Source organism: Shewanella sp. KX20019 (assembly GCF_016757755.1).
Taxonomy (GTDB): Bacteria; Pseudomonadota; Gammaproteobacteria; order Enterobacterales; family Shewanellaceae; genus Shewanella.
Map to the genome: position 1 here is coordinate 3,799,753 of NZ_CP068437.1, position 25,245 is coordinate 3,824,997.

The following is a 25,245-nucleotide window of genomic DNA, read 5'->3' on the forward strand; positions in this document are numbered from 1 at the left end:
TCTTGTAATCAAGAGTAGAGCTAAGGGGCACAGCGCTTGTCCCCGCTCTTGAGTTCATAAGAGTAGAACCCTCAGCGCCCCGGCGAAATTTAAACAGCGAAATTTCCAACGGGGAAGATTTGATTCTGCACGTTAGTTTAAATATCTTTATGTTCTGGCGTTTACTGGAAGGCTACAATTCTCTGTATTAGCACAGAAAACTCAAATGCTGAGAGTTTGCGCTTTTATATCCCAGTGTAGATGCAGCTGAGGCCTTCGGTTTCAGGGATGAAACCGCAGAGCGGCCATGGACGGCGCAAAGCGTGCCTCTGTTGCGTCTGCACATACGCCTGCCGCAGGCGATTGGAGCCACTTAGAGGGAAGCTAAATCACATCTGACCCATAGGGATATCGGAAATGTCGTTATGATTTCGGGAACATCATCGACCATGTGATCACGACATTCGGACTTCCTGTCCAGCACCACCGCAGGTCATTTGAACCACCTTTGCCAGAAGGTAATCCATATTTGTCCAAAACCCTGTTAGCCAACCTAGGTGGCAATTTGTAACAAGACGATGATGAGACAGACATATCTCATCATCGTAGTAGCGCTACTTAGCTTTACTCTTACTGCGGCCATAACGATTTTTATCACCGTGACTTTGGCCAGTTTTAGCTTGACCCGCTTTAGACTCACTGCGTCTTTTCTCTTGATATTTACGTTTATTATGACTCTTCTCTTTCACTGCCTTGGTCACGACATCGCGATAACGGGCGGGTAAAGGTGCGCCCTCTTCATATCCCGGTAGCGTAATAGATGGCAGCGTCAGCTCGATGATCTGCTCAATCTCTTGCAGCATGTCTTTATCTTGCGGTGATACAAACGATATGGCACGGCCAGATAAACCCGCTCGGCCAGTACGACCCACTCGATGGACATAGTCTTCGGCAGCAAAAGGAAGCTCAAAGTTAATCACCAATGGCAGTGCTTCGATATCGAGGCCACGAGCTGCAACGTCGGTCGCCACCATGACTCTTAGTTTTCCTGATTTAAACTCTTCTAAGGCGCGGTTTCTTGAACCTTGCGTTTTATCACCATGAAATACTGCACTTTTTACGCCATCAAGCTTAAGCTCAGTGTGTAGATGTTCTGCGCTCTCTTTGGTGCTAACAAAGACCAAAACCTGTTGCCAGTTATTACGCCCCACAAGTTCAGATAAAAGCTCTGATTTACGGCGTTTATCGACTAAATAAACCTCTTGGGTAATTTTGCTGGCCGTTGGCGCAGTGGCCACATTAATCCACTCCGGTGCGATAAGCATCTTCTGCGCCAGCGTTTTAACATCTTCGCTGTAGGTCGCCGAGAAAAAGAGTGTTTGATGCTCACGGGCCACCAACTTTTTTACTCTTTCAATATCTCTAACAAACCCCATGTCTAGCATACGGTCTGCTTCATCAACCACTAAATGGCTAACATTGGACAGGTCCAAACCAAACTGGCCGATAAGGTCAAACAATCGACCCGGAGTAGCCACAAGAATATCAACGCCAGCTTGCACCGCTTTGCGTTGCGGGTTCATGTTTGCGCCGCCATAAACTGCCGCCGTTTTAAATGGCAAAAACTGTGCATAGGCTTGTATGTTTTCGGCAACCTGAATCGCAAGTTCACGAGTTGGTGTTAGCACTAACACTCTCAGCTCAGCCTTGAGTTCGCCAAGCGATTCCTCTGCTGCGTCACTTTGCTGATATTCAATCTGCTTAGTGAGAGTATTTAGCAGAGGCAACGCAAATGCTGCGGTTTTGCCGGTGCCAGTTTGGGCACATGCCATGATATCTTTTCCCTGCATAGCCACTGGCAATACTTGTACTTGTACTTCAGTTAACGCTTGGTAGCCGCGCGCAGAGACTGCATCTAAAATGTGGGGGTGTAAATCGAATGCATCAAAGTTCATGGTTAGCTCAATTTTTGTAGATTGGAGTGCAGGGAATAAAAGTGAGCGCGGAGTCTACCAAAAACCCAGCGCAGATAATATAGCCGGGCGTTGTGAACCAGTGGCAGCTCTCCATTTTACCTAGGCCACAATCACCTATTAAAGGTAAAAGATAACGGCAATCCTAAATTACTTATGTTTGGCATAAGTCTCAACAGCAGTAACTTTACTGTCTTGTGATTCTGCAAGTCGCTTTTTTATCGCTGGAATAATACAACTTGTTTCAAATTGCTCCGCTGGCACAGGTCTTGAGAACAGGTATCCTTGGCCATAATCACAACCTGCGTCTGCTAATACCTGTCGCTGGTAATCGGTCTCAACACCTTCGGCAATCACTTTCATCCCAAGTTTATGCGCCATCACAATAATAGCTTCACACAAAGTAAAGTCATCACTACTACTGTCTATATTGCGAGTGAATGACTGATCTATTTTTAAGAAATCGATATCAAACTTTTTAAGGTAGGCTAATGAGGAATAGCCGGTACCAAAATCATCAAGAGATATCTGCATTCCAGCAGCACGATATTGGTCGAGTTTATGAAAAATAGTCTCATTGCTATCAAGCAACAAGCCTTCAGTGATCTCGATGCAGATAGAGTTTCGGCTAAGTTTGAGCGTTTTAAGCAATGAGATCCAAGATTCAAAGCTGTCGCCCTCATCTCTAAACTGCACTGGTGACTTGTTAATACTGATCTGTACTTCCACCCCAAACCTATCACGCCAAAGTGCACATTGACGCGCTGCTTGTTGAAAAACCCAATCGCCGATTTCGACTATCAACCCAGTCTCTTCAGCGACAGAGATGAACTCTATCGGTGACACTAGGCCACGCTTCGGGTGATTCCAACGAATTAGTGCTTCCGCCTTTATCGACTGATTATCCGCTAAACAAACGATCGGCTGATAATATAACTCAAACTCCTGGTTTGAAATCGCCAACCTGAGATCTTGAATTAGCCGCATACGATATTTAGCATTACGCTGCATCGAAGGGGTAAAGTAGTGGAATCGATTTCGACCTTGATCTTTAGCGGCATACATCGCTTGGTCAGCGTGTTTCAATAACCCTTCAATACTTGCGGCATCATCAGGGTAAAGTGTAATACCAATACTGGCACTAATATAGGCGCTCTCTTCACCTAGGTTAAAAGGCTCTGCAATGCGGCTAAGGATATTCTGAGCTACTTTATCAACCCCTTTTATATCGGTGATCCCAGCAAGCACCACGGTGAATTCATCACCACCGAGCCGCGCAACAACATCGCTATCTCGAATACAGCTCTTCAGACGCTTCGCTGCTTCGGTTAACAACAAATCCCCCATATCATGGCCTAAAGTATCATTGACCTCTTTAAAGTAATCGAGATCAATAAACATCAAGGCAAAGTGCTTTTCTCGCCGATCGGACTTTAATATCTCGCCGGCAAGATAGTCGAGCAACATTCGGCGATTAGGTAATCCAGTAAGAGGATCATAATTTGCCTGCTTCCAGATGATCTGTTCAGCCTGTTTTTTATCGGTGATATCTGAAAAAAGTGCCACTCGACGCTCTGTTTGAGCCTCGGAATCAAACAGGGTGTTAACGGTTAACCACACGATAAACTCTTCACCACTTTTGCGCCTTAACCACATTTCGCCCTGCCAGCGGCCTGTTTTTTCTACTGACGAGTTCATCAGATCATAGGCACTACCATTGTTTCGATTACATTGTAAAAGCTGAATATTCTGATGCTTAATTTCAGCTTCACTATAGCCAGTAATATCAGAAAAAGCGGCATTCGTGTTGATGATAGTGCCAGTCTCATCTTGCACACTCATGGCTTCGCTACTGTTATTATAAACCGATGCCGCTAGTTTCAATGATTCTTCAACCCGTTTACTATCGGTAATATCCGCATGCACACCACACATACGTAATGGCTTATTATTTTCATCGCGGCTAACAATTTTTCCTGAATCCAAAATCCAATGGATCTCTCCCGTGTATGAGTACATTCTATATTCAATTTTATGCTGGTCACTGACACCACTTATATGCTCATCTATCGAGCTAAGCACCCGCACTCTATCTTTAGGGTGAATAGCACGCATCCAAAGTTTGGGGTTATTATTGAGGGTAGCTACGTCGCAGCCTAGTAAGTTGGCACTGAGTTCATTGCGTTCGACCTTATCATTAGCAATATCCCAATCCCAAAAACCTAACTCACTGCTATCTAGGACCAAAGCCAACTGCTCTTGACTGGCTAACATTGCCATTTCAGCTTGCTTTTGCGAACTTCTGTTTAATAAACCAGTAATCACCAATTCTACTTTGCCTTGGTTTCTCTGGCACGCCACCGTCATATGGGTATATACAATTGAGTCATCGCTCGCGATAAATCGAATATCAAGTTCGAACTCGTTGCTCTCCCCCGCCAACATGTTTGAGAAATAGTACTGATAGAGGTTAAAGTCATTACTATGGATCAAGTCTGACCACAAAAGGTCTAGCAGTTTCGATTCGCTGTATTGCAACATATGGCATAAGTTTGGGTTTACTTTTATCCATTGGTGTTGATTATCTGTGATCGCTATCCCCATGCTGCCAGCTTGAAAATGAGACTTAAACAACAGATGGTCTTGCAGTTTTATCTTTTGATCTCTCTCTATTTCAATCCGTCGAGATAACAACATCCCCAACAAAGCAGTGGTGATTGGAAATATAATTAAAAAGGGTAAAGTGATCTGCTTAAGCATTAAAAAAGCCATGTCTAGAGGCATCACTAGCCCCCAAAGCAAAACCAATATATTCAGACTAAAACCAAATACCAGCAGCTCTCTAAAGCGGATATCACCAATATCGCCTTTGCGATACTTCCCCCACAAATAGCCCACTAACGCCGACGTCATTATCGTGCCAATACCAGACCAGACCGCAACCCCGCCCTCACTTAAGCGGAACAGGCCACTAATTAGCACGGCAACGAGTGTAGGCACACCACCAAAAAACATGCCTGAAATACCAAGAATTACCGTTCTCGAATCGAAGAAAACACCATCACTGTATTGCCAAGGGCTTAGCATCACTGAAACAGCAATAACCCCAACAAGGGCACCGATCCCGATTCGCCAGAGCACGTCCAGCTCTCGTTTATGACTGCGGGGAAACGCGTCATAAACGAACACCATAGCCAATAGCAATGCTGCATTTTGAATAAGTGAGAAAATTAAACTTTGCTCCATAAAGTACGATTCATCCGTGTAAACAATTGACTAAGGGTTACAAAGATTCTAGCAGAATAGATCTGAAATAATATCTCTAGCGCAACCCCATTTTATATTAAAGCCACCTAATCATGATTGTTTAATTTATAGTCATCCAGAAATAACACTTATAATAGATTAGATAACTAAAAATGACGACGTTAGAGGTTAAATTAACCAGACAATTTAAAAAGCACCGTGGTTAACTGAGAGGTAATTTAGCAGATTAAAATCGACTTAATGGCAAGGTAATACATTAGATAAACAGCCCCACTGCGCTGTGGGCAACAGGGCTAACAATTCTGGACGAGGACTAAGCTGCTGCGTGGGTTACCAGTGTCGGCTTAAGTAAATTATCGTGAACCGGACAGCGGTGGCAAACAGTATCTAAAAAAGTACTTTTCTGCTCATGGCTAAGTTGAATATCATCTTTGGCTGCATCCATTGTAGCGATAATATCGATCACCTTAAAACCAACAGGGTCATCGGAAGGTTTCCCCAACAATCCAGCACTATTAATCTGGGCTTTCATTGATATATTAAATTGTTGCAGGTCAATTCTTTGCTCTCTAGCCACCATTTTAGCGATGGTTGAAATGCAGCCCGCCAGTGAAAAAATAAACGTCTCCAATGGATTAGCACCATCATTACCTGCGGTAGGTTGATCGATGATTAATTGATGCTCACGGATCTGCGCGCTGATTTTCCAACCCTCTCCCATTTGAGTATTTACTTCTACAATCTTGTCCGCCATATCCTTCCTGCTCCATTAGATTTATTTCAATGAGAACATTCTAATGGATGTGTAATCGAAAACTCAAATTAATCTCACACTTTTAAGTATTAATAAGGGCATTGCTCTTGTGTGAGATTAAAACACGCATGCCTTCCTATGATAAGCTAGCGCTACTTTCATCACCATCTATGACTAGACCAGAATAAATATGCCCGCAACTAAGTCAGTACAGCAGAGTAAAACCTTTAATTTCCCGGTACAAATTTACTATGAAGACACCGATTTTTCGGGTGTCGTGTACCATCCTAATTTCTTAAAATATTTTGAACGGGCTCGAGAACATGTGATCGGTGCAAAAAGCCTTGCCAGCTTATGGGATGAGCACGATTTGGGCTTTGCCGTTTATCGGAGCGATATGCTTTGTCATGATGGGGTAGAGTTTGCTGATATTATCGACATTAGGACGCGTTTCTACTTTGAAAGTAAGTATCGCACGGTCTGGCTACAGGAGATTTGGCGCCCAAATGCTAAAAAAGCAGCGGTAACGGCGCAAATTGAGATGGTGTGCATGAATAAAAACCGCCAACTAAGCCCAATGCCACCGATATTGATAAAGCGTCTAGCTGAGGCCTTTTCTCAACCCGTCACTTTCTAGCAAGTGGCTTCGGGCGATATGCCACTAAGCTTCGGCCAGCTGATTTCAAGGTCGGCCGGAGTTAGTGGTTTTGCAAATATATCACCCTGAATTTTATCGACTCCCATCGGGATAATAATCTGCCGTACCGATTCAGTTTCTACGCCCTCTACGGTGACCTTAAAGCCTAACCCTTTGGCTAAGCGAATGCTGGTATCCATAATATGTCTAGCGTGCTTATCAGTGTCTAAGCCTTCAATAAAGGCTTGATCTATCTTGACCTCATCGACGGGTAAATACTTGAGGTAGGCCAAAGATGAGTGGCCTGTACCGAAATCGTCTATAGCAATATCAACTCCAATGTGACGCAACCGATTGATAACAACCACCGCGTTATCGATATCTTCCATCAGTTTGCTTTCAGTTAATTCGATTGATAACGCATTGGCGGGCAGTTGATACTTTTCCAATCTGGCTTCTATCTCTTCAATCAAAGATTGGTTTTTTAAGTCTTGTGTTGACAGGTTGACCGCCACTTGCAAAACAACTCCCATCTCACGCCATTTAGCTTGCTGCAATACCACTTGATCTAATACCCACTGGCTCACCATATCGATCATACCCGCATACTCAGCAAGCGGGATAAACTCTGCCGGAGAGATAACCCCTAAAGTGTTATGTTTCCAGCGCATTAATGCTTCGACCTGATCACAATTACCCGTTAGGCAGTTTTGCTTTGGCTGATAAACCATATAAAGCTCGCCATCTTGTAACGCCTTAGCCAAGCTATTAATAATCGACACCTCTCTTATCTGCACTTCGTCATCACCCGCAGAATAATGTGCAATTCCTAGGTTCAATAACTTTGCTTTTTTAAGCGCCAGATCGAGCCGACGTAACATGGTACTGATCTCGCCATGGAATAGTTCGAGTCCTAGATGCCCTAGCTGAATACGCACGGAAATTGGACTTTCAAGAACGGTGTAGGGTTGCTGTAAATAGGCAATTAATGCAGTGAGGTCTGGGTCGGTAAAACCCGTGGGAATATAGATGAGAAATTCATCTTCATTCATTCTGGCAATGGTGGTGTTTTTTGGGAAATAAGTTTCAATCCTGGAGGAAATTTGTTTTAGCAGCTCATCCCCAAAACTAAAGCCAAACAGATCGTTTACATAGCGAAATCGATAGATATCTAGTAGTACTAAACTGCCCTGCTTTAGTGGCATCAGCTCAGCAAGCTTTTGCTTCATACTTAAGCGATTACCCAGTCCGGTTAATTTGTCGTGTCCTGCTTGATGTAGCCGCTGTTGTAACTGCGATACCAGCGATTCAATTTCCCGCAAAGTTTTTGGCACACTCGACACGGTTAAGTGGTGGTCATTAGATTGGTTATTAAAAGATAAACACAAACGCTTCAGATGACGACGATAAAATAAAAAATGTAAAAACAGGGCAACTAACAGCACTATGAGTACAGTACATATTATCGAGAGTAATCCAAATTCATCCATTAATGATAACTTTACCGTTTTAAAATTGCTGTGTTTTAATCTGTTGTAGCGACATATCCTAACCGACATATAAGCGGCGGTAATAGTATCGCCGCTTTATGACTATAGCTTAGTCTTTATCACAAAGGTTACTCGTAACTGTTCTTTATCGAATGATATGTATCCAAAAATTCATCACTTGCTAACACCTCGGGTGACACGGGTAATCCCTTCGCGCTGAACGCTGCTAGCCTCGCTTGTAACTCATTCCCTGAACGTAACTCTCCGGTATAGAGTGCCGCGGCTCGAATAAAGTCAAGATAGCCAACCTGCTCTGAGGTGTAAGACAAGTCAGCCCAACGTTCAACGACTTCCATTACACTGGGTGAAAAAGCCCAGCTTTTAAGTACGGCCCGACCAATGGGTCCTTGTAACTTACGCACTAACGCCCGCAGTTGATCGATCCCATTGATGAGTTCTGGATCGGCTTCAACCTCAGTCAACACCGGTAAAGCACCAATATTATGCACCAGCCCTGCAAGCGTCATGGTATCGACATTTAGGCCACTATTTGGATGAGTACGGTTATAGATCTGCAAAATTGCCACAGCTACAGAGGTCACATCAACAGATGTGCTCCAGACTTCATCCATCACTTCCCATACCATCTCATTCGTTGATATGAATAGCTGTTCCATCGCAATAGAGGTCACAATGGTCTTAATCTGGGCCAAGCCAATACGGCTTATGGCGGCATTAACATTCCCCGCTGGAACGCCGCGGCTGTATATTGCACTATTGGCGACACGAATAATTCGTGCAGAAATGGCGGGATCTTGGCCAATGATATTAGCCACATCTTTCAAACTAGTCTCTTCTCGGCCAACAACTTCCTGAACGCGCATAGCCACCTCAGGTAAGGTTGGCAACACTAATGAATCTGCCTTTAATTTTCTCAACAAACCAACCAATACTTGATGCTCTTTGGACATCTTTACTCCCTTTATTATACCAATTCCACTAAATATATATTCAATTCAGAGCTCTCTCAGGGCTCTTCAATTTTAGGCGCATCGTTGAAGAAATGGTTATTCCCTTTGGAGACAATGCTGATATTACTCGTATTAATCTGCAGCTCGTCGAGTATATACCCATCCTACCTGAAGATGCAGAATTCAGTGGGAATTTAAGTAGGATGGCTATATCTGCTGAAAGCATACGGACACGTGCAAAATAGCAATATAGGGTTAATACTTAGATAATCGCTTTAATAAAATGTAAATGGTGCAAAAAAGTGATAACACGGTCACAAGTTCTCAAGATAAACGACTCAGGTCGTCTCCATAACCCTTATCATATGTGGTGCTGCGCCTTGCATTAGCCCCCTTGAATTAAGTAGAATGCGCGGCAGTTTGCCCAATCCTTACCCGTTAACAGAGAAGTTATTATGTTTAAACCTGAACTACTGTCCCCAGCCGGAACCCTGAAGAATATGCGTTACGCCTTTGCCTATGGCGCTGATGCTGTTTATGCCGGCCAGCCAAGATACAGTCTTCGTGTACGTAATAATGACTTTAAAATGGAAAATCTTGCGGCGGGGATTAAGGAAGCGCATAGCCTAAATAAAAAGCTATACGTGGTCAGTAACATTGCACCACATAACGCCAAGCTAAAAACCTATATCAGAGATATGGAGCCAGTTGTGGCGATGCAGCCTGATGCACTGATTATGTCAGATCCTGGGCTTATCATGATGGTGCGTGAGGCATTTCCCGATCAAGTGGTGCATTTATCAGTACAAGCCAATGCCATTAACTGGGCATCGGTTAAATTCTGGGAGTCCCAAGGAATTAAACGCGTCATTCTTTCTCGTGAGCTTTCACTAGATGAAATTGAAGAGATCCGTCAACGCTGCCCAGATATCGAATTAGAAGTGTTTGTTCATGGCGCCTTATGCATGGCGTATTCAGGCCGCTGCTTGCTCTCCGGTTATATCAACAAGCGCGACCCTAACCAGGGAACTTGCACTAACTCTTGCCGTTGGAAATACGACGTTCATGAAGCTAAGCAAACAGAGACTGGCGATATCGTTGCAGTCAACCCTGATGTGCAAATTGAAACGCCAACCCTAGGAGCGGGCGCACCTTCTGACCAAGTGGTATTATTGCAAGAAGCCGGTAGACCTGGTGAATATATGCCAGCGTTCGAAGATGAACATGGTACCTATATCATGAACTCGAAAGATCTTCGTGCCATTCAGCATGTAGACCGATTAACTAAAATGGGTGTTGATTCACTAAAAATTGAAGGCCGAACTAAGTCTTTCTATTATGTTGCCCGCACCGCTCAACTGTACCGCCAAGCGATTGAAGACGCCGCCTCAGGTAAAGACTTCGATAGAACCCTGATGCACAATTTGGAAGGGTTAGCACACCGAGGTTACACCGAAGGGTTTTTACGTCGTCACGTACATGATGAGTACCAAAACTATGATTATGGCTATTCAATTAGCGATACTCAGCAGTTTGTTGGTGAATTTACCGGCGTACGTAATGATGCAGGACAAGCCGAGATTGATGTGAAGAACAAATTTAGTGTTGGTGACAGCGTTGAAATAATGACGCCACAGGGCAACTTAACCCTTAACATCGACTCACTCATTAATCGTAAAGGCGAGAGCGTTGAAGCCGGTCTAGGTTCAGGGCATTTTGTCTTTTTAGATGTTCCCGCGGGCGTAGCATTAGATAAAGCCGTATTGCTACGTAACCTGCCACAAGGGCAAGATACCCGTAATCCGCATAAAGCTAGCGACACTCCAGCTTAATCTAGCGTCAGAATAAGGCCTCTTAATGAGGCCTTATTCATTTTTCACCACTAAAAAACGACCCTTGCTCTAACACCTAGCACCCAAGTGTCTTTCTCGGTAGAAATGGCTGGATTATCAATATATTGAATATTTGGCGTCAGTTGAAAGAACTCACCAAAACTCATATTGTAATAAAGCTCAGAGGTAAATTGCCTATCGTCAGTAACTCCGTAGGCCTTGCCCAAGTTTTCATTCACCTCACTAAAATTAATCGCAAAACCCAAGTTATTATTTTCATGGCCTAAACCAAAGTAACCTAGCCCTAAAGTGAGTGATTTGTCATACAAGGCCACATCGCCTTCAGATATACCACCGCGGATAAAAGGCATAATTTTCGGTGATATAAAGAAACTGGCAGAAAAGTTAACCCCTTGACCACTTTCACTTTGGGTCAAATTATGCTGCGTACCACCATCCATGTGCCATAGGGTAATATGCACATTGTCGGTATAAATATGCTCTTGTGACGCGGTCCAGCCAAGCTCAAATGTGGTAAATAGTTTGTGGTCATTAAATAGAGTATCAAAGCCATCACTTGGCTTATCTGAGCGCCCTTTAGCATCTGCGGCCCCCACAATAATATAAAAATTGTCATCAAGCATATGACCAACAGCAAGCCCCAAAACACCATCATCAGGCAAACCAATCGCTCCAGCGCCAGTGCTAAAGGCTAAATTGGTAAACCCGGTCCATGGGCTAGCTAAAGCATAGGTATCAACATAGTCGGATGTATCTAAGTAACCAGCCATTAACGCGGTCTTGCCTTTATTAAATTGCTGCTTCCAATAAAGGTTTGTTAATCGCCCACCCTGATTGCTGTATGCAGGGCCGATCATGCCGATATAACCGAGCCCAGGCTCAATAAATGAATAAGCTTTGGGCGCAGTATCCGTATAACCATGGCGATGTTCCACTTTCCATACCAATCCGCCAACATTACCACTTTCTAGACCGACCAGATCCCACGCACCGTAGAAACGTACCACGCCAGCTATAGAGTTATCATCTCCGCCCTCAGTAGGTGAACTTGCCGAGAGACCAAGCACCTGATAGTCGACACCAAAAGTAAGGTTATGATCACTGGCTAAGTTTTCACGCCAAGACTCTTTTTTACGGCTGTTATCTTTTATTGTGTTATCAACGGTATTTGGGCTACCAAAGCTGGTTGTTGCAATACTTTTAGAGCTAAGAATGAGTCCACTAAGACCTAGCACGAGGCAAGCCAATCGCATCATATTCATACTGTTCACCCTTATCTTAACGTCTTCAATTCCATTGAATTTAATCAATTAATGGTTGTGGTCTTCATTCATGTGAACATGAGCAGGCATCGTCGCAGAGGTTGCATCCCTGTAGTATTTTTCAATCACTGTCGCTTCCATGGCGTAGCCCATTGTGATGTTCATCTTGCCATCAACAAGTTGCACTAACTCCGTTTTTTTATCGGCTTTAATCACCCCTCTAACCGTCACAGGAAACTGCACACTCTCAACTTCAAAACCGGCTGGATAACTGAGCTTTATGATCTGATTAGCCGCTGGCGGAGGCATATGAATACAAGCTCCAGCATATGGCAGTAGCAGAAACTCTGTGGCTTTAACGCCGTTAAATTTCGTCGGTACCACAAAGCCTGACATACTGACACTTCTACCATCAAGGTCGGTATTTAAGTTCTCAGCTTTACGCTGAGCTTGCGACATATAGCGTGCTCTAGCATCAATGGCTGCATCAACATCCACCCCTTGCTCAGTTAGGGACTCACGCGCTGCCTGCGCTGTTGTCGAGGCTGTATTACTGCGACGACTTTGGTATTGGATAACCGTTGCCAGTAGGTGCTTTTGACTTTCAGTTACTGGTGGTAATGCTACCTGCTGCTCATTTATCGCTGGTGCTAATACCTGCCAATCTAAGGTTTCAGTTTCGGCCGATAGGGGAAAAGGCAGTATCAAAGTTAACAACATAAATTTATTCATATTTCTCTCTTAAAAAAGGCAAGTACTAGTACTTGCCTTTGATACAAAGATAAAGCTTATTACAGAGTATTTTTGTAAATCATACCGTCCTTCATAATGACTTTCATCGTGTCAATACCATCGCGCTTTGGTGCGTCAAACCATTTCTCATTGGCACCTATCACAGTAAGATCTTGTAGTGGATTACCATCGACTAACAGAAGATCTGCATATGCTCCCTCTTCAACGACTCCTAGCTTACCCTCGTAATAGGGATCGAGAACCTCTCCCGAAAGCTTAACTATTTCACCATTAACCGATGTCATCGATAATAAGGTGTAGTGGTTGCCGAAGAACTTTCCACTCAAATAAATCGAGTGATCAGACTGTTGCTCACAAGCCGCTACCCCCCCGACACAATCCACATGGAAACCGAGTTTAGGCTGATACTTATTGACATTATCAATATAATGACCAAACGCTGCTTGGGCAGTTTTAGCTTTCCTCGCTGAAGCAGGGTTTGAGTTAATCGCCTCGATTTGCCCCAAATAAGGTGAAAATGCAGTCATATTTGTCGTCATGTAAGCATCGTTCTTCTTCATCGCTTTATAGACATCCTTATCAAACATAAACGCATGCTCTAGTGTTTTCACACCCGCTTCTAAGTTACGTAACAGCGAAACTTTACTGTAAGCATGAGACATGGCATAAGAGCCATAAGCATCAGCAACCTCTACAGCAGCTTTGAGTTCCTCTAGCGAATAAGCATTAAGCTGCCAAGGGTCAAATGAAGATGCAACACCACCACTAGACATTAACTTGATTTGTGTAGCTCCCTGCATGTAATTCTGTCGAGCACAGGCTTTAATGTCACCAATACTGTCAGCGGTGCAGCTCATACCTAATCGACCGCCCGAAGAGTTATGGCCGTAAAAAGTTTCGCTAGGAGTGGTAAAATTACGAAAATCAGCATGTGAACCTGTTGGACCGATAAATGCCCCGGATGGGTAAATTCGTGGGCCAATTAACTCGCCACTGTCGATAGTTTTTTTCAGCCCAGCGCCCATACCACCAGCATCACGCCATGTGGTAAAACCCGACATCAAAGCCGATCGTGCGCGCGCAGCAGAGCGCGCAGCTAACTCCTCCCAATTGCGGTTATTCTCAATGTCAGGCAGGGAGTTACCATTCATCTGCAAGTGACCATGCCCTTCGATTAACCCAGGCATTAACGTCATCCCCTTACCATCAATCACAGTCGCACTTTGCGCCGAAATAGTATCAGCTGAAATTTGAGCGATTTTGTTATCCACCACTAATACTTGGTATTTCTCAAGAAGTTTATCCTGCTTACCGTCAAACACATTTACATTGGTAAACAGTGTTGAAGCAGCTGTGGCAGAAAAAGCTATTGCACTGGACAAAGCAATTGCTGACAGTTTTAGAGACCCATATTTCATCATTGACACCTTAATAGTCCGTGCGCAGTGGAGCTCACCTCGCGTAACATTCCATACTAAATAAGCGTTACAAAGCCGACAAAAAACACCCCATCTATAAAGGGTTGTCATTAAGTCTACACTTAATAAGTTAGTCCGAATAATGCCATGCTGCAAGGCTAAGAAGTTGCCATTTGATGACAGTGGTAATGTGCGAAACTAAGTGAAAGTCAATCTGAAGTGAGACGGTATTGAGGTGGCGTCATCTTCACCTGACGCTTAAAGTCTCGAGGGAAATGGGCCGTTTGGGAGAATGCAATTACAATGAAGGACCTTTTAACAGTTCAAGAGTCTGTTCTAATACCTTCATTTTGACCTGCTCACAGTAAACAGCATTTTCACTCGATAATCGACGCTAAACAGTCCTAACATTCCCCCTTAGAGTTTCTAGCAGCGATCTCTTATTACTGTTTCCCCCTAGACACATATGGTTTAGTGCAAATCTAAGGAATCAATAATGCATATAATTTTGAATCAAAAACGTATTGAGTATGGCGAAACTGTACTGGAAAACGCATTGGAGCATAGGACAATGAATCCTCGATTAAAGCTTTTATAGTTCGCTCATAAATCCCACAGCATATAGCGCGACTATCGTCGGTCTCATATTCACTTTTTCAGCTACAAACCACTGGCCGCTTGTGTGGCCAGTTGGGCACAAAAATGTTTTAATCGCGTCGCATAGTTAGAAGCCATAGTACAGCGAGAGCGATATGGTATAATTAACGGCTGCGCGGCACTAATACGGCGCTAACAACAATTTGACACGTATAAAATAGGCACTACCAATCAATGGCATTATTAATCGACGATAGCTGCATTAACTGCGACATGTGTGAACCAGAATGTCCCAACGAGGCGATCACCATGGGCGAAGAGATCTATGAGATTGAGCCGCTGCTTTGCACTGAATGCAAAGGTCACTATGATAAACCCACCTGTATTTCGGTCTGTCCTATTGATTGCATTGCCGTTGACCCGGACAACAAAGAGTCAGATGATGAGCTGTTAGTGAAATACCAGATCATTACAGGTAAAGCGGTTTGATCACAGGCGAGGTAATAACAGCGTCAGTATTTGATTCAAAAAAAGGTGCTTAACAGCACCTTTTTTATGTCTCTTAGTATTAGCATTACCGCTAAACCAATTGTGGCTCTGCTTTTCTCTGCAAAGCTTGCAGCGCTTCCGCAAGCTTGGTAACTGCAGTGCTAATCGCCGTAGGCATTGCATCAAACTCAACACTAAGCAATAGGTTTTTCACCTCAAGCCCAAGTTCTGTATCACCTTCAATACTAAGTTTGCGTTGGAAGAACAATGTATCAGGATCTTCTTTCGCTGCTACGATTAGCAACAGTGCTTTAGAGTTACTCTTAAAAGTCACTTCAGCACTTTGCAAAGGACGTACCTGCCAATGACCGTTGTAGCTCACCTCAAACGTTAAGCCTAAGTCTTCAATATTGATTGCAACCCAGCGTTCCAGCAGAAAGTCTAGCTCCTCATCCCTCGCCTGCTCCGCAAGCATCAAGCCCAAAATACGTTTTAACAAGTCAGCTTTAAGCGAAAATGGAATAAGCGCTAAAGGCTGCGACAGAGCCTTAGGGGCAATACGCAGAATCTTTTCGGCCAAATTATTAGGAAGTAAACCTTGCATTTAGAAATGCTCCAGCATTGATACAAAGAAACTGATCTTACCTAGATTTTATGATCTAAAACCTGTTTTACATCAAAAATATGATCTTCATTCCACTTTAAACTCCTTTTTCCCTATTAATGGAGCCGAACATATGGAACTGCTGTGCCCCGCGGGTAACCTCGCATCATTAAAAATCGCCCTCAATGCAGGCGCCGATGCGGTTTACCTAGGATTAAAAGATGATACCAATGCCCGTTCATTTGCAGGACTGAACTTTACGCCTAAAAAACTGCAACAGGCCGTTGAGTATACCAAGAGATGTGGCAAAAAAGTGTTCTTAACCATCAATACGTTCCCAAAACCTGGTGAAGAGAGCCGTTGGTACCAAGCCATTGATTTAGCTGCAGCCACTGGCGTTGACGCACTAATCATGGCCGATATTTCCCTATTAGATTATGCCCACAGCCGTTACCCACATCTGCCGCTGCACCTATCAGTGCAAGCCAGTGCTACCAACCTTGGCGCGCTTACCCTTTATAAAGAAGCCTTTAATATCGAACGCGCAGTATTACCACGCGTATTGTCGATGAAGCAGGTCCGAGATCTGTCTAAAGTCACTCCGGTTGATCTGGAGGTTTTTGCTTTCGGCAGTTTATGCATTATGGCCGAAGGTCGCTGCCATCTATCGTCTTACGTGACAGGGCAGTCACCTAACACTGGTGGCTCATGCTCACCGGCGAAACATGTACGTTGGCAAGAGGATGGCGGCAGTCGCCTCACTTGGCTAAACGATGTGCTTATTGATAAGTCTGGTGTCGATGAACAGATGGGCTACCCCGTAGTATGTAAAGGCCGCTACACCACCGATGAGAATAGCAACGCCAGCCATATACTTGAGGCGCCGACCAGTTTAAACACTTTAAGCTTATTGCCTGAGCTTGCCAAAGCGAATGTCGTATCACTAAAAATTGAGGGACGTCAGCGCAGTCCAGCTTATGTCGAACAAGTGACGCGCGTATGGCGCACCGCAATCGATAGCTATCTCTCCTCGCCAGAGAAGTACCAAACACAGCAGGAGTGGAATGCAGCCTTGGCAAAAGTGTCAGAAGGCCAAACCACCACACTCGGCGCATACGAACGAACCTGGCAATAGGCCATTTGCTTATCAACAAGGAAAGGCAATGAAAACATCTCTAGGGCCATTACAGTATTGCTGGTCAAAAGAAAAAGTAACTCAGTTTTATCAGCAAGTGGCTGAAAGTAGTATTCCCGTGGTCTATCTTGGCGAAACGGTTTGCAGTAGAAGGCGACAGGTCAAGTTTGCTGATTATCTAGCGCTAGCGCATATGCTACGAGAGTCGGGCAAAGAAGTTATATTATCGACCTTAGCGCTATTAGAGGCGCCATCTGAATATACCGAGCTTAAGAAGCAGGTTAATAATGGCGAATTTATTATTGAAGCAAATGATATTGGCGCCGTGCAAGCCGCCAAGGAGATTGGGCTGCCATTTGTTTGTGGGCCAACCATCAATAACTACAACTTAGCAACGCTGAAAAAACTCCACCAGTGGGGTATGCAACGCTTTGTGATGCCTATTGAATTGTCAAAATCTTGGTTAACAAGTGTTATTGAAGCCGAAAAGACGGCAACGGGTGCGCCGTTGCCGTTTGAGATTGAGGTGTTAGGCCATGGTTATTTGCCACTCGCTCATTCAGCTCGATGCTTTACCGCCAAGCAGCAGAACTTACCCAAAGATAACTGCCAAACCGTTTGCTTGTCACATTCCAAAGGATTACTGGCGCAGACGCAAGATCAACAGCCGTTATTGAGAATCAACGGTATTCAAACGCAATCAGCGAGTCAGATAGATCTATCCAGCGAAATAGCACAGATGAAGCAGATGGGAGTGAATTACTTTAGAGTTTCACCCAGTAGCTTAAAAAGTGTTGAGCTGGCCGAGAATATCTTAACCAGCAAACCAGAAAGTGAGCCACTAACCTGTAATGGATATTGGCACCAAACCGCTGGTCTAGTGCAGTTATAACTAGCTGGCTTTAGGTCGTAAGCTTAGCATCACGCTGGTACTCCAGCTGACGAAACTGGCGATACCAACCCATTCAAAAATGGCTGGCCACCAGATAGTTGGGCGGTGCATTTCCACCAACATTTCATGATAGAAAGCTCTACCGCCCTCTGTTAGCTCAAAACCTAGCAGAGGGGGTAATAAGAAAGCTGACATGCTCACAAAGGTCACAATGGCTAAAATACTGGTAGCACGCGAGAATAAGCGCCCTCGACCAACGAGTAAATACAGCCCGTAAAAAATCGAGCTAACACTGCCGAAGACAAAGAAGTACTTAATCGCCACGGTATGTAAATGGTAAACATTGATAGGGAACAAGCCGATGGCCGCTAAGCTAAAGAACGTCAGCCCTAAGCATGAAAAAAATGGGTAAGACCAAGGTGAGTCAGCGATTTGCAACGAAAAAAGACAAAAAAGTACCGCACTCAAGCTGCCGAAAAACAGACCGCCATTGATAATCACCGCAAAATAAGAGTGGCCATAGTTACCTAGCTCACTCAAGGTGTGATTCAAAAAATTAAAGCCTTTGCCATCATACTGCTCAAATGTCAGTACCGACAATATCAGACCCAGCAATAAGCCGAAGATCCCGAGCATACCGAATCTAAATGCGAGTGTAGAAACCTTATTGTTTGTTCGAGCTACCATATATTCCTATTATTATATTTTCTAATGGCATCATCTAATGTATATCGAAATCAGTTTAGTTAAAGAGGTCTAGCTCAGATTTCTAACAACCACTGCCACAAGAAAAATGTAACCCTTATGTTATTTCTATAGGCTACAACAGAAACTTTCAAGTTAAAATTCTGAAACAATCCCATTAACATTGATTAAAAAGAGAATAAACCCAAAATGTTACAGTAAAAAAGTGACCTGTACCTTTTGCTAATATTTCATTAAAAAAATTAGATAACCTGAATTAAAGTAAGTGTATTAATGTTATATTTCGTCCTGCTATTTGCTGTAACATGGATGAATAATGACAAGAAACAATGCAAGCTTAGTCAAGCAGGAAGTAAAACTAACCTCTGCAGATCAATTGATCTCAAGCACCGATAAACAAGGCGTTGTCACCTACGTCAATCAACGATTTGTTGAGATCTCTGGCTATTCAGAGCAAGAACTGCTTGGCCACAACCATAATATTGTACGTCACCCTGACATGCCCAAAGCCGCCTTTAAAGAGATGTGGGAAAAGCTAGCAGCCGGACAATCATGGCGTGGCATGGTTAAAAATCGCTGTAAAAACGGTGATTTTTACTGGGTTGATGCTTTTGTATCACCGCTATTTGAGCAGGGTAAATTAGTTGGTTACCAATCTGTTCGGGTTGCACCAAAAACCAAGTACATCAATAAAGCACAGCAGGTCTATCAGCGAATTAATTTAGGTAAGCGCGTTAGCGATCCCATCAGCTTAACCAATAAGCGATTGCTATCTGCACTTTGTGCTGGGCTGGGTTTAGCCGCTGCTGGTTATATATGGGGTTGGGGCGTGATCTTAGCTGGCGTCCTATTAATGGCGGTTAACCTTGCCATATTCTACGACGAAGCCTTTCGTATTCCCGCTAGATTAATGCAAATGAAACAACAGCATGATTCCATTAGCCGCTTTATCTATTGTGGTCGTGACACCTCTTCACTGCTTGATTTTCAGTTAATGATGAAAGACGCCAAACTGCAAGGGGTGCTGGGACGATCTCAAGACAACGCCGAGCATATTGATGATATATCCACGCAATTAATTACCGCCGCACAGCAAGCTCATATAGGACTCGATATTGAGAACCAACAAATAGAGCAAATAGCTAGCGCTACCGAAGAGATGGCCGCTACCATTACCGAAGTGGCCTCAAACATCCAATCAACCTCTGACAGCATCCAAGACACCTACCAGCTTTGCCATGAAAGTCGTGACAAGATGCAAAAAAGTGCCACCAGCATTGGTGAGCTAACAGATTCGGTGACAGAAGCTGCAGCCAATGCACAACGACTAAACAAAGAAGCAGAGCGTGTTGCCAGCGCAATGACGGAGATTGATGCTATTGCCGATCAGACCAATTTATTGGCGCTCAATGCCGCTATCGAAGCCGCAAGAGCGGGAGAACAGGGGCGAGGTTTTGCGGTGGTTGCCGATGAAGTTCGCGCATTATCGAGCCGCACGCATCAGTCCACAGAAAGCATCTCTAAGAGTGTCAATGAGATGTTTTCAATGCTGACTCAATGGTCGAAGCAGCTGGAAATGAGCAAATCACAAGCATTACTATGCACGGATGACGCTGAAGTTTCAGCGCAAAAAATAGACGACATCTACCAAGCGGTAAGAAATATTCATGACTTAGCGCAACAAAATGCCGTCGCTGCAGAACAGCAAACTCTAGTTGTGGGCGAAATAAACCAAAATATTAGCCACATTAGCCAAGCATCAAATGAAAACTTGAATGCTATTGATGTGGTTGAAACATCGGTTAAAGAGTTAAAACTCAATGCTGAAAAGGCAAAATCTTTGAGAAAAACATTTAGTTAGTTTGTACTCTCCTATAGATGTTGTCATTACAGCCAAGCTGTAGTGACAACACAAACCACACCAAAAACCAACAACAAAAGAACACGGTTAACACATTGTTTTAAATAAGTTTAAACAAAAAATAACTTTGTGCTTTTGCTGTTTATTCCGATACAATATAATTAGTCATTTTGAGTTAATAACTATTCGTTGGTCCTGATATATTCTATATATTGGGAGAATCGTTTTACTTAGATGTTTTAAGGCGGTAACCTCGCCTGCTAGCAGTTGAATGAATATTCAATACATTATTTGCTTAAGTAAAAAGTCTGCGTTTAGGCTGTAAAGCAAAATTCGATATTTAGGGTAAAAAAAGTGTCAGAAAAGAAAACCCACAACATTAAAACAATACTTACGTTTATTGTGCCATCACTGATCGGCCTACTGTTATTCATGACCCCTATCAGTTACCAAGACGCGATCACGATCCCCATTGCGATCATCTCTAAAGGTCTACAGAATCTGTTAGGTGATGCTCTCATTGGTATAGTTACTGGTATCGTTATCTTTACTGCCTTGGCATCATTACTAACTAAAATAGCAAAACCGAAAGCGATAATTGAAAACAGTTTTTTAAACACACTGTTTAATGTCACCCCTGTTTGGTTGGTGATCCGCATACTCGGCGCAATTTTTATCAGCTTAACCTTCTTCGACGTTGGACCTGAAGCCATTCGCTCTGGAGGTACAGGAGCACTCGTTCTTAACGACCTCTTACCCGTGCTGTTTTCAGTATTTTTATTTGCTGGGATGTTACTGCCACTATTACTCAACTTTGGCCTGCTAGAGCTATTGGGCACCATGCTGACCAAGATCATGCGTCCTATCTTTAACTTGCCTGGACGTAGTGCGATTGATTGCATGGCATCATGGTTAGGTGACGGTAGCGTCGGGATCTTGATGACCAGCAAGCAATATGAAGCCCGCTTCTATACACAACGAGAAGCCGCTGTTATCGGTACAACATTTTCAGCCGTATCGATTACCTTTTCACTTGTGGTTATCTCGCAAGTACAGCTAGAACATCTGTTTGTACCTTTTTACCTCACCGTGTGTTTTGCAGGTTTTGTTGCCGCGATTATTGTGCCTAAGCTACCGCCACTGTCATGGAAAAAAGACCTCTATATTGATGAAACACCTCGCCATAAGGATGACGAAGTTATCCCAGCAGGCCATGGCGTAATGTCTTGGGGTTTAGAGCAAGCGCTAACAAAAGCTTCTCGTGCTGGCGGCATCAAACATACCCTGACTGATGGCGTTAAGAACGTTGTTGATATGATTTTTGGTGTCATTCCAGTGGTCATGGGGATTGGTACCATCGCCTTAATGATTGCCGAATTCACGCCAATCTTTAACTATCTTGGGATGCCATTTATTCCGCTACTAGAGCTACTGCAAGTGCCGGAAGCTGTTGAAGCGTCTAAGACGATTGTGGTTGGTTTTGCGGATATGTTTATTCCGGCTATCCTTGCCAGCTCTATTGAGTCTGACATGACCCGCTTTATTATTGCGGCGCTGTCGGTCACTCAGCTTATCTATATGAGTGAAGTAGGCGCACTACTCATGGGCAGTAAAATCCCAGTCAATTTCCTTGAGCTTGCGGTGGTCTTTATCTTAAGAACACTAGTGACTTTGCCTGTGATTGCAGGTATCGCCCACCTGATTTTCTAGTTTTTATGAGGACGGGTTAAGGTTCAAAAGGAGCGCTGCGGCGCTCCTTTTTTTTACCTCGTCATCAACATGCCATAAATAGTTCATCTCACAGTCAACTGCCACTTTTACTCTATCGTCATATCGCCGCTTCAACTGGCAGGACAATGAGAAAACAACAGCAAGCAATTGCGACCAAAGACCTCAAGAGCCCGCTCAGCGATGGTCTAATACCGCCCATAAATAACCTTCTTAAGTCAATAAAAACACCTAAGGAGAGTGAAACGCAGCAACACTACAATGCTATTTGGCTTTCAGATGTTCACCTTGGCAGCAAGGACTGTAAAGCTGACTACTTACTGCAACTATTGAACTCTCTGCAAACTGACACCCTGTTTCTTGTCGGTGACATCTTTGACATATGGGCACTAAAACGTAAATTCCTTTGGCCCAAATCACATAATCTCATCCTGCAAAAACTACTCAAGATGGCGCGGGAAGACACCCGTATTATTTACATTCCCGGTAATCATGACGAAGCACTAAAGCCTTATGATGGATTTAATCTATGGGATCTCAGCATATGCAAAGAACATATTCACACCACAAAAACAGGTCGTAAAGTACTGATACTCCATGGCGACCAATTTGACTCAGAAGTATGTATTGGCCGTGCCTACGCTAAGTTGGGTGATCACCTCTATGACCTTTTATTGTTTCTAAATCGTCAATTGCATAAGGTACGCAGCCATTTAGGTTACCCGTACTGGTCACTCGCCAGTTACGTAAAGCTCCGAGTAGGTAAAGCACAGCAAGCAATTCAACATTATCGCAGTGCGGTGATCCGCTATGCCAAACGCAAAAAAGTCGATGTTGTTGTTTGCGGTCATATCCATCAACCAGAGCTCTCCGTTACTAATAATATTGTGTATGCCAATGACGGCGACTGGGTAGAAAACTGCACCTTTATCGCGGAGTCAAACAGCGGAGATATCCAGTTGCTCAAATGGCAAGAAGCCACTGCTAGCGCTCGACTTATCAGTGCAGTTCAATTTAGCCAGCATTGTGCTTCAGCCGTAACAAAGCGTGTTGCTTAACGACATATTACGAGGGACTGATTATGATTTTCAATGTCGATAATGTTGTACAACAAAACCTTCCCATGCTTGATAAGAGCCCTTGGTTAGCCGCGCCAACCAGGGCCATGCTGCGTTACCTTCTTATGGAAAAAGAGTGCAATGATATCGCCAGTCAATTTTCATTTTTAAAAGGGATCGACTTCGTCGAGCAAGTGCTCAATAGTTTTAATTTCAACTACAGTGTGCCCAATAGCGAAATCGAAAATGTCCCAATTGAAGGGCGGGTGGTTATCTATGCCAACCACCCTATCGGCTCATTAGACGCCTTGGCCATAATAAAGCTCATCAGCAAAGTGAGACCCGACATTAAAGTGGTTGCTAATGAACTATTAATGGCACTTGAACCCTTGCATTCAATCCTTTTGCCCGTTCGGAATATGACGGGGGGAACACCAAAACAGCACCTAGACAATATTCATAAGCATTTACGAAATGAGGGAGCTCTATTGATTTTCCCTAGCGGTGAAGTGTCAAGACTGCGGCCTACTGGCGTAGTTGATCTGCACTGGCATTCTGGCTTTTTAAAGATAGCCAAGGCCTGTAATGCGCCATTACTACCGATGCACGCAGATGCTAAAAACTCAGCAGCATTTTATGGTGCGTCGATGCTTTACAAGCCGCTAGCAAGCCTGATGCTCGTTAAAGAGATGTTTAAACAAGCCAAGAAAACTATGCCTGTGCGTATAGGTGAGTTAATTCCTAAAGAGGTGGTTAATAGCACAGACTTCCCGCTGAAGACGAAAGTGAAACTGCTAAAAAATCACCTCTACCGGATTAGTAAAAATCGTAGCCCATTGTTTAGCACCCAAAGCGCCATTGCTCACCCAGAGTCTCGCAGCGAACTGCAAACTGCACTGTTGCAGTGTGAGCTACTTGGCGATACTAGCGACAAAAAGAAGATATATCTGTATCAACACCAATCAAGTAATCCCATTATGCGCGAAATAGGTCGACTAAGAGAGATAGCCTTTCGCGCAGTAGGAGAAGGAACGGGAAATCGCCGAGATACCGACAAATATGACTCCTACTATCAACACCTAGTGTTGTGGGATCCCGTTGATTTGGAGATCGTAGGCTCCTACCGTTTTGCTGGAGCCAAAGAGGTGCACCAACAGCAGGGAAATGATGCTCTTTATAGCCAATCTTTATTTGAATACCAAAGCGCCTTTACCCCCTATTTTGAACAAGGTTTGGAGCTTGGGCGTAGCTTTGTACAGCCCAAGTATTGGGGTAAACGCAGTTTAGAATACTTGTGGGTTGGTATCGGGGCATTTCTAGTTAAAAACCCACAGTACCGCTACTTATTTGGTCCTGTGTCGTTAAGCGATCAGTTACCTGAGCCCGCTAAAGAGCGACTAGTACATTTTTATAAAACCCAGTTTGCCAATGGCCAATCGCTTGCACAGTCTTTCAGTCCCTATCTTTTTAATGAAGATAAACTGCAGTTTCTGAATAGCCAATATGGTGATCTTGCATATGCAGAGGGGTTTAAGTTACTTAAGCAGACCATGGCAAGCATGGGGACTGCAGTCCCAGCTCTGTATAAACAATATGGTGAACTGTGTAATGACGATGGTGTCAGCTTTCTTGATTTTGGCATAGACGCCGAGTTTGGCGATTGTATTGATGGTTTAGTGCTGGTTGATACCCATAAACTAAAAGACAAAAAGCGTAGTCGCTACTTTGATTGTCATCGCCCTGAAATTGGAGCGTTAAATTAGTACGGCATAGAAAGTGAGGTTTGACGTTGATTATATTCAAACATTAAGGCCAGCTC

Annotated in this window: 19 protein-coding genes; 9 read left to right on the forward strand and 10 right to left on the reverse strand. The window is 43.8% G+C overall.

From position 1 onward, the window contains the following. Positions 1 to 593: 593 nt before the first annotated feature. From JK628_RS16445 to JK628_RS16455, 3 genes are all read right to left on the reverse strand, one after another. Positions 594 to 1,934, reverse strand: coding sequence for a DEAD/DEAH box helicase (locus JK628_RS16445; protein ID WP_202285946.1), 1,341 nt, complete (start codon positions 1,932 to 1,934; stop codon positions 594 to 596). Positions 1,935 to 2,102: 168 nt separating this feature from the next. Next, on the reverse strand, positions 2,103 to 5,198 hold the full coding sequence (locus JK628_RS16450) for an EAL domain-containing protein (protein WP_202285948.1): 3,096 nt from the start codon (positions 5,196 to 5,198) through the stop codon (positions 2,103 to 2,105). Between the two features lie 334 nt (positions 5,199 to 5,532). Then, complete coding sequence (locus tag JK628_RS16455) at positions 5,533 to 5,973, reverse strand: OsmC family protein (RefSeq protein WP_202285950.1); 441 nt, start codon at positions 5,971 to 5,973, stop codon at positions 5,533 to 5,535. A gap of 190 nt (positions 5,974 to 6,163) precedes the next feature. Here JK628_RS16455 and JK628_RS16460 point away from each other — a divergent pair, with 190 nt between their 5' ends. Further along, positions 6,164 to 6,610, forward strand: a complete 447-nt coding sequence (locus JK628_RS16460; protein WP_202285952.1) for a thioesterase family protein — start codon at positions 6,164 to 6,166, stop codon at positions 6,608 to 6,610. On the opposite strand, the gene JK628_RS16465 is transcribed toward JK628_RS16460, so the two are convergent. Continuing rightward, entirely contained in the window at positions 6,607 to 8,100 is a 1,494-nt protein-coding gene (locus tag JK628_RS16465) for a putative bifunctional diguanylate cyclase/phosphodiesterase (RefSeq protein ID WP_202285954.1), read from the reverse strand. The genes JK628_RS16460 and JK628_RS16465 overlap by 4 nt on opposite strands. A gap of 128 nt (positions 8,101 to 8,228) precedes the next feature. Next, complete coding sequence (locus tag JK628_RS16470; protein WP_202285956.1) at positions 8,229 to 9,071, reverse strand: HDOD domain-containing protein; 843 nt, start codon at positions 9,069 to 9,071, stop codon at positions 8,229 to 8,231. 455 nt (positions 9,072 to 9,526) lie between these two features. Between JK628_RS16470 and trhP the strand changes: the two genes are divergently transcribed. After that, positions 9,527 to 10,903, forward strand: a complete 1,377-nt coding sequence (gene trhP / locus JK628_RS16475) for a prephenate-dependent tRNA uridine(34) hydroxylase TrhP (RefSeq protein ID WP_202285958.1) — start codon at positions 9,527 to 9,529, stop codon at positions 10,901 to 10,903. 50 nt (positions 10,904 to 10,953) lie between these two features. Here trhP and JK628_RS16480 read toward each other — a convergent pair whose 3' ends face one another. Genes JK628_RS16480 through JK628_RS16490 form a run of 3 tightly spaced genes read right to left on the reverse strand, consistent with a single transcriptional unit; the run spans position 10,954 to position 14,360 of the window. Beyond that, complete coding sequence (locus JK628_RS16480) at positions 10,954 to 12,186, reverse strand: carbohydrate porin (protein WP_202285960.1); 1,233 nt, start codon at positions 12,184 to 12,186, stop codon at positions 10,954 to 10,956. Positions 12,187 to 12,234: 48 nt separating this feature from the next. After that, positions 12,235 to 12,918: a DUF3299 domain-containing protein gene (locus JK628_RS16485; protein ID WP_202285962.1), complete on the reverse strand. Its 684-nt coding sequence runs from the start codon at positions 12,916 to 12,918 to the stop codon at positions 12,235 to 12,237. Between the two features lie 59 nt (positions 12,919 to 12,977). Then, on the reverse strand, positions 12,978 to 14,360 hold the full coding sequence (locus tag JK628_RS16490) for a metal-dependent hydrolase family protein (RefSeq protein WP_237524038.1): 1,383 nt from the start codon (positions 14,358 to 14,360) through the stop codon (positions 12,978 to 12,980). Between the two features lie 828 nt (positions 14,361 to 15,188). On the opposite strand from JK628_RS16490, the gene JK628_RS16495 reads away from it, so the two are divergent. Next, complete coding sequence (locus JK628_RS16495) at positions 15,189 to 15,443, forward strand: YfhL family 4Fe-4S dicluster ferredoxin (RefSeq protein ID WP_202285964.1); 255 nt, start codon at positions 15,189 to 15,191, stop codon at positions 15,441 to 15,443. A gap of 91 nt (positions 15,444 to 15,534) precedes the next feature. On the opposite strand, the gene ubiT is transcribed toward JK628_RS16495, so the two are convergent. After that, entirely contained in the window at positions 15,535 to 16,047 is a 513-nt protein-coding gene (ubiT, locus tag JK628_RS16500; protein WP_202285966.1) for a ubiquinone anaerobic biosynthesis accessory factor UbiT, read from the reverse strand. A 133-nt stretch (positions 16,048 to 16,180) separates the two neighbouring features. On the opposite strand from ubiT, the gene ubiU reads away from it, so the two are divergent. Then, the gene (gene ubiU, locus JK628_RS16505) at positions 16,181 to 17,182 is read left to right on the forward strand and encodes a ubiquinone anaerobic biosynthesis protein UbiU (RefSeq protein ID WP_202285968.1); all 1,002 of its coding nucleotides are present in this window, start codon (positions 16,181 to 16,183) and stop codon (positions 17,180 to 17,182) included. 28 nt (positions 17,183 to 17,210) lie between these two features. Continuing rightward, positions 17,211 to 18,074, forward strand: coding sequence for a U32 family peptidase (locus JK628_RS16510; protein WP_202285970.1), 864 nt, complete (start codon positions 17,211 to 17,213; stop codon positions 18,072 to 18,074). Here the strand turns inward: JK628_RS16510 and JK628_RS16515 are convergent, their stop codons facing one another. Then, positions 18,075 to 18,761, reverse strand: a complete 687-nt coding sequence (locus JK628_RS16515; RefSeq protein ID WP_202285972.1) for a DUF998 domain-containing protein — start codon at positions 18,759 to 18,761, stop codon at positions 18,075 to 18,077. Positions 18,762 to 19,095: 334 nt separating this feature from the next. On the opposite strand from JK628_RS16515, the gene JK628_RS16520 reads away from it, so the two are divergent. The 4 genes from JK628_RS16520 (at position 19,096) to JK628_RS16535 (ending at position 25,189) form a co-directional block, all read left to right on the forward strand. Further along, on the forward strand, positions 19,096 to 20,640 hold the full coding sequence (locus JK628_RS16520; protein ID WP_202285974.1) for a methyl-accepting chemotaxis protein: 1,545 nt from the start codon (positions 19,096 to 19,098) through the stop codon (positions 20,638 to 20,640). Positions 20,641 to 20,994: 354 nt separating this feature from the next. Beyond that, on the forward strand, positions 20,995 to 22,350 hold the full coding sequence (locus tag JK628_RS16525) for a YjiH family protein (protein WP_202285976.1): 1,356 nt from the start codon (positions 20,995 to 20,997) through the stop codon (positions 22,348 to 22,350). Positions 22,351 to 22,496: 146 nt separating this feature from the next. Continuing rightward, entirely contained in the window at positions 22,497 to 23,426 is a 930-nt protein-coding gene (locus JK628_RS16530; RefSeq protein WP_202285978.1) for a UDP-2,3-diacylglucosamine diphosphatase, read from the forward strand. Positions 23,427 to 23,449: 23 nt separating this feature from the next. Further along, a complete protein-coding gene (locus JK628_RS16535) occupies positions 23,450 to 25,189 on the forward strand; it encodes a GNAT family N-acyltransferase (RefSeq protein ID WP_202285980.1) in 1,740 nt (579 codons plus the stop codon). The last annotated feature ends 56 nt before the right edge of the window (positions 25,190 to 25,245 follow it).

Excerpts from the sequence above, each read along its gene's own strand:
- ubiT (WP_202285966.1), bottom strand. The coding sequence starts at position 16,047 with ATGCAAGGTTTACTTCCTAATAATTTGGCCGAAAAGATTCTGCGTATT.
- ubiU (WP_202285968.1), top strand. The coding sequence starts at position 16,181 with ATGGAACTGCTGTGCCCCGCGGGTAACCTCGCATCATTAAAAATCGCC.
- JK628_RS16485 (WP_202285962.1), bottom strand. The coding sequence starts at position 12,918 with ATGAATAAATTTATGTTGTTAACTTTGATACTGCCTTTTCCCCTATCG.
- JK628_RS16535 (WP_202285980.1), top strand. The coding sequence starts at position 23,450 with ATGATTTTCAATGTCGATAATGTTGTACAACAAAACCTTCCCATGCTT.
- JK628_RS16450 (WP_202285948.1), bottom strand. The coding sequence starts at position 5,198 with ATGGAGCAAAGTTTAATTTTCTCACTTATTCAAAATGCAGCATTGCTA.
- JK628_RS16445 (WP_202285946.1), bottom strand. The coding sequence starts at position 1,934 with ATGAACTTTGATGCATTCGATTTACACCCCCACATTTTAGATGCAGTC.
- JK628_RS16465 (WP_202285954.1), bottom strand. The coding sequence starts at position 8,100 with ATGGATGAATTTGGATTACTCTCGATAATATGTACTGTACTCATAGTG.
- trhP (WP_202285958.1), top strand. The coding sequence starts at position 9,527 with ATGTTTAAACCTGAACTACTGTCCCCAGCCGGAACCCTGAAGAATATG.
- JK628_RS16490 (WP_237524038.1), bottom strand. The coding sequence starts at position 14,360 with ATGATGAAATATGGGTCTCTAAAACTGTCAGCAATTGCTTTGTCCAGT.
- JK628_RS16460 (WP_202285952.1), top strand. The coding sequence starts at position 6,164 with ATGCCCGCAACTAAGTCAGTACAGCAGAGTAAAACCTTTAATTTCCCG.
- JK628_RS16510 (WP_202285970.1), top strand. The coding sequence starts at position 17,211 with ATGAAAACATCTCTAGGGCCATTACAGTATTGCTGGTCAAAAGAAAAA.
- JK628_RS16495 (WP_202285964.1), top strand. The coding sequence starts at position 15,189 with ATGGCATTATTAATCGACGATAGCTGCATTAACTGCGACATGTGTGAA.
- JK628_RS16480 (WP_202285960.1), bottom strand. The coding sequence starts at position 12,186 with ATGAATATGATGCGATTGGCTTGCCTCGTGCTAGGTCTTAGTGGACTC.
- JK628_RS16515 (WP_202285972.1), bottom strand. The coding sequence starts at position 18,761 with ATGGTAGCTCGAACAAACAATAAGGTTTCTACACTCGCATTTAGATTC.
- JK628_RS16455 (WP_202285950.1), bottom strand. The coding sequence starts at position 5,973 with ATGGCGGACAAGATTGTAGAAGTAAATACTCAAATGGGAGAGGGTTGG.
- JK628_RS16530 (WP_202285978.1), top strand. The coding sequence starts at position 22,497 with ATGAGAAAACAACAGCAAGCAATTGCGACCAAAGACCTCAAGAGCCCG.
- JK628_RS16470 (WP_202285956.1), bottom strand. The coding sequence starts at position 9,071 with ATGTCCAAAGAGCATCAAGTATTGGTTGGTTTGTTGAGAAAATTAAAG.
- JK628_RS16520 (WP_202285974.1), top strand. The coding sequence starts at position 19,096 with ATGACAAGAAACAATGCAAGCTTAGTCAAGCAGGAAGTAAAACTAACC.